A 5068-nucleotide genomic window follows, 5' to 3' on the forward strand; every position below is an offset into this window, starting at 1 on the left:
CGTATCGCCATCAACATCCTTGAAGAAACCGCTCACATCAAGCGAAGTGATGGCATCAGCGTCATTGTTCGCTTGATCCTCAATCGTACCAACAGTCTCCGGCAGGTCATCAACGGGCGTAATTTCTATATCAAGAGTGCTTGTCGTCGAACCGCCGTCGTTACCGTCACTGACAGTATAGGTAACGGTCGGAACCTTCCCGTTCCAGTTGGCAACTGGTTCAAAGGAATATGAGCCATCAGCGTTGACCACAAGCACGCCAATGTCAGGAATGCTAACTTTTTCGCCAGGAAGATAAGTCGACCCGTTGACCTCGAGGCGGATAATGGAGATCGCATCGCCATCTGGATCGCTATCGTTTTCAAGCAGATTGCCCGATACGGGCGTATCTTCGGGGGCAGTAACGGATTCTGGCTCAGTAACCGGAGGCTGATTGTTCACCGAAACAGTGACAGTCGTTGTCTCTTCGGTGCCACCGCTTGAAACCGTATAAGTGTAGGTGTCAGTTCCCACGAACCCAGATTTTGGCGTATAAGTTATCGTTCCATCTGGATTAACGACAACGGATCCATGTGCGCCAAGGGTTACAGCACTAATGCGGGCGTCTGGATCCTTGAATGTATCATTAGAAAGTACAGCGGTGGTTACGGGCTCACCCGCATGAGTGACAGCCTCATCGGGAGCAATGTCAACGACCGGCGTCACAGTGATCGGAACGGTAACAATCGTTTTCCCACCCCGACCGTCGGATACGACGACATCGAAGCTGTCTGGGCCGTTATAGTCGGCATGAGGTGTATAGGTATAGGTTCCGTCCGGATTAATAGTGACAGTACCGTGCTTAGGGCCTTCGCCACTAAGTTCAAAAGTCAGCGTGTCGCCATCAGCGTCTTTTGCAGTGATCACGCCTTTGAAAAAGTTGTCCTCTGCAGTCTCAACTGGGTCAGCAGAAACAACAGGCGCCCTGTTGGACGGACCATCATCACTGCCGCCGCCAGAGCCAAGAGCAATCGCAGCCCCGCCCGCCGCCAGGCCGATACCTGCCAGAAGTGCCATCGGCAAAGGTGCGGCCGTGGTGGTCGAATTGATCTCAGCTATATCAAATCCCGACCAGGTCTCGCCATACTGCGCCCACCATTTAACGTCGTTTCCGTCTTCGAAAACCAGATCATTACGAGCGTCACCGTTTGTGACAAAGAAATTCTCGATGACTACGACCGAACCGTCTTCAAGAATAAGGAGCAGGTTGTTTCCATCGCGCTCAAAGCGCGCGACTTCCTCGGGCCCGATTTGCAGCTGAACAACACTTGGCGTCTCGAGCCGGATGCGGTTTCCATCAAAGTTTCGCGACGCTCCACTCTCGGCCTTAGGAAACACGACTGCTTTCATTTTCATCACCTGACTAAAATTGTGACGCAACGCGTCAAATAAACTCTGTTCGCCGAGGAAACGAACTGCCGACGGATCGCTTATTGCCTGGTAAAGCAAAGCGAACTTCTTTGAAGGTAGCGAGACCAGTCCGCCTCCTCGACCACAGCCATGTGGCATTCATCTCGATCAAAAAGGAGGACGCGCGCTCCAGCGGGTGTACTCGCCGATCCGCTCGTTTTAGGGCGTCCGGGCTGCCAGAATTCAGCACCTTGGCAGGCTTCTTTTTCGGAGAGGTGGTAAATAAATTGGCTAAGGTCGCAGTCACTCAAGAGAAGCAACACAGTAGTACCTCAACGAGAACCGGGAACCAACTCGCTGAGCTGATATTCCGAAGGGCCAAAAATCTGGCTGCTGGAAAGGCGGGACGACCGGTGACTTAATCGTCGAATCAGTTTGGTTGTGACGGGCTGATCTGAATTCAGCACATTCACAACTGAACGCCGACAGCATTCTGCCATTAGCATATCATCGTTACAATTGTATGCTTGACACGATATTCCAAAGGATATTGAAAAATCATTTGACGTCAATTTTTTTACCCCCAACTTTCGACCTCATGCATCGTTCAACGAATACAAAACGCCGCATCGCCCCGGTTGAATAAAAAGTTCTTAATCTGTTTCCATGCTTCGCCCGAACCAAGGTAACAAACACTTTTGTCACGAACCTAAAAAAAATTCTCCGACAACGGAAGTGACAACAGGTGATGTCACCGTCACAGTTCAATCGATAGTTGTCGATAAGACGGCGCACATCTTGCCGTTATGGTTGCATTTATAATAATAAAAGTGATTACGCTGTAACGAATTTGCCCTTTCTTGTTATTAAGTATCGTTGAGTAGGAAAACGTGCCACACGGTCTAAAAATCCGTGGCGGGAAATTTAACCCGGGGCTGAAAGTAGCCAAAATCCTAGTTGTCAACTAGAAGCTGTGAAAAATGAACGATATCCATTTGGAAAACCAACACAAGCTTATACGGGAGCAGTTGCAGACTGTTCTTAATTCGAAGCAGTTCGCAAATGCTCCTACAGTCAGTGCATTTCTCGAGTTTGTAGTAAACGAAACCCTCAACGGGCGCGGCCAAAGTCTCAAAGCCTATGCTATCGCTATGGAAGTGTTTGGAAGAAATTCCCAGTTCGATCCTTCAAGTGATACAATCGTACGCACCACTGCAGGCCGTGTCAGAAAAGCTCTTGATGAATACTATGGTGCTTGCGATCCGGTACCGCGGGTCATAATCAGCCTGCCGAAAGGACGATACGTACCTTCTTTCATCATCTGCGATGTTACTAATTCGCTAGACGACCCGAACTTGCACAAACAATGGCGAATTCAGAAACAGATTCCTCGTATGCTATGGTTAATCGCTGTGGGTGTTATTATTACCGCCATTATCGTCCTGATAACTCTGCAGAAATTGGTAACTCCGTCCCAGTTAATACCAAAGGCTATCGTCATCGATGTTCGTGCGGTCGACGTTCTTAGTGAACGGGATCAATCTCTCGCGCAGGAAATTGATGCCAGACTTGCCCCCGCACTCGCACGCATCCAACTCGCTGAGATCAAGCCGCCAAATGTTGAGTTCCATCAAGGGCCACAGTCATCAACTAAAATCAGCAATGAGGACGGAGGCTTTTTCTTTACTCTAAGGTCTACTATTACCGGAACTTCTGCAGATCGCGAGTTGCTCTGGAAACTAATCGATTCGAGGTCCAATCGTATTATGTGGGCGTCTAAAGAACAGTTACTACCTGCGGACAGCACTTCGATTGCAACAATGGTCGACAAGATAGCATTTCAGATTTTGGGCAGCGGCGGAGCTGTCGCCGCCTACATCAACAAGTATCCGTCGAATATTCTGTCGAGGCCCACGTGCATAACTCGAGCGCAGATGATAGAAATAAATGAAAATAGTATTGCGGTGCCCGAATTGCTTAGCTGTCTGAAGCGAATCATAAAAGAAGTACCTCAGGAAGCGACCGCTTGGGCTACTCTAAGTAGCTTCTACACGCTTCGCTCACACTTTTATGGCGCTGGGAGTCGTGATGAACGGGCGCGGCTGGTCGAACTCGCTGAACACTCAGCACAGAAAGCTGTCGAACTTGCTCCCAGAAGCTATCTCACCAAAGTGGCACTCATGCATCTTTCCCTTCGTCAAGGAAGGATCAACGAATTTCTGGCGCTCCAAAGAGAGATGCGGCATCATTATCCGGGAGATATATATCTGCACATTCGGATCGCTACACGCCTTGCAAGGTTAGGTCGCGGTCGTGAGGCTCTCGAGATTTTTGATAAAGCTCAGAATGATTTCGGTATAGACCTAAAAAATTGGGCTGCAGGTTTGGCGGTTGCCTATTTCGCCGAAGGGAAGTATGAGCGCGCACAACGTCAAATGTCTCGGGTAACGTCCGATTTGCCTTTCGTACTTGTGCTGCGTGCTGCAATTCTAGGCAAATTGAACCGAGGTGCTGAGGCCGGGCCAATTGTTCTCAGATTGCTTGAAATCTACCCTGACATTGGTGATGAGTTTTACTTATGGCTCCGTGATCTGGGTTGGTCGAAAAAGTTGCTTGTTGATATTGCCGATGGCCTTGACAAAGTTGGATTTAAAGTAAGAGATTGAATCATAAAGAACGTAACGTTATCAAGCCGTGCGATACATCGCGTAGGGAAGCGTATATTGTGATGTAAATCGAGCAATCGGAAGAAGCGATTGTTTTCAAGACATTCTGCGCGCCATCTCTGTCTTTGATTCCCGCCGAATGGATGAAGACACCAACCGTCAACCCAGTGTATCAACCACAATGTGACGCTTGCGTCCTTTGATCTTTTTCCCGGCAACGCAGCCACGTATTCCGCCACTTTCAGGTGTTTTCACCAACTGGCAATTGATCACACCAACTCTACGACTAGGCTGCTTTCCGTTCAACTCGCGCGCTGGCCTAGCGAGCGTGCTGTTGAGGGCCCGCAGCGTGCCTTCATCCGCCACCCTGAGAGTATTTCTGTATCGTGGAAAAATGGTGGAAAGTCCGTGGGCAAAAGCCGCCCTGCGCTCCCGAAGAAGCTATATAAAGAAGTGCCTTAACGACCTAACGCGTGTCTGTCTTTCGAGGATGTCCAAGCAGTCTCGGGTCTGACATCAATGGTTCGATGATAGACCATTCAGCATAGGTTAAATCACTTGTGTGGTTGGGGGTGCGGACGAAAACTTGGACTTGTTTTACGTCACAATGCCAAGACTGTTTCGATATTCGATTGGGCTTCGTGCGCCAAGTGATATCTTGATCCGCTTCTCGTGGCTTTGGTGCAGCAATCAAGAATTCGACGCGCCTCGGTCTTTGACGGGGTAGCTAAGTCAGCCTAGCCTTCACGCGGACAGAATCCGGGCGTCCACATGCCAGCATACGATTGAGAATGGCACAATCGATGGCGACTTCTGTCTGTTGAGCAGCGAACGAGCGGGTCCGCAGGCGCCGTCCGATTAGCGCCTTGTATCGCCCGATGGCAGTTTCGATCAGCGCACGCTGTGATTAAGCATGGAATAAGGACCCCATTTAAGGGGTTATCGGCATCCAAACGGGACCCCTTATTTAAAGGGTAACATGACCTTCGATTTCAATCGGAGGTTTTCTATTG

Annotated in this window: 2 protein-coding genes and 3 pseudogenes; 1 reads left to right on the plus strand and 4 read right to left on the minus strand. The window is 49.5% G+C overall.

All coding sequences use genetic code 11. The features are described from left to right. Positions 1 to 1389 (minus strand): Ig-like domain-containing protein (locus tag ABE527_RS21380; RefSeq protein WP_499695683.1); only part of this gene is annotated, 1389 nt, incomplete at its 3' end. Between the two features lie 980 nt (positions 1390 to 2369). Between ABE527_RS21380 and ABE527_RS21385 the strand changes: the two genes are divergently transcribed. Further along, positions 2370 to 4055 (plus strand): tetratricopeptide repeat protein, encoded by a 1686-nt coding sequence (locus ABE527_RS21385; protein ID WP_499695682.1) that lies wholly within the window; start codon positions 2370 to 2372, stop codon positions 4053 to 4055. 88 nt (positions 4056 to 4143) lie between these two features. On the opposite strand, the pseudogene ABE527_RS21390 reads toward ABE527_RS21385, so the two are convergent. From ABE527_RS21390 to ABE527_RS21400, 3 pseudogenes are all read right to left on the minus strand, one after another. Further along, a pseudogene (locus ABE527_RS21390) lies at positions 4144 to 4373 on the minus strand (transposase); the annotation flags it as partial. A 70-nt stretch (positions 4374 to 4443) separates the two neighbouring features. Beyond that, positions 4444 to 4617: pseudogene (locus tag ABE527_RS21395) on the minus strand (transposase); the annotation flags it as partial. A 165-nt stretch (positions 4618 to 4782) separates the two neighbouring features. After that, positions 4783 to 4959: pseudogene (locus ABE527_RS21400) on the minus strand (IS5/IS1182 family transposase); the annotation flags it as partial. Between the last annotated feature and the right edge of the window lie 109 nt (positions 4960 to 5068).

It is taken from the genome of Brucella sp. TWI432, from assembly GCF_039674445.1.
GTDB classification, from domain to species: Bacteria; Pseudomonadota; Alphaproteobacteria; order Rhizobiales; family Rhizobiaceae; genus Brucella; species Brucella chromiisoli.

Bases quoted from the DNA above. Each gene is read 5' to 3' on its own strand.
- ABE527_RS21385 (WP_499695682.1), top strand. From the start codon at position 2,370: ATGAACGATATCCATTTGGAAAACCAACACAAGCTTATACGGGAGCAG.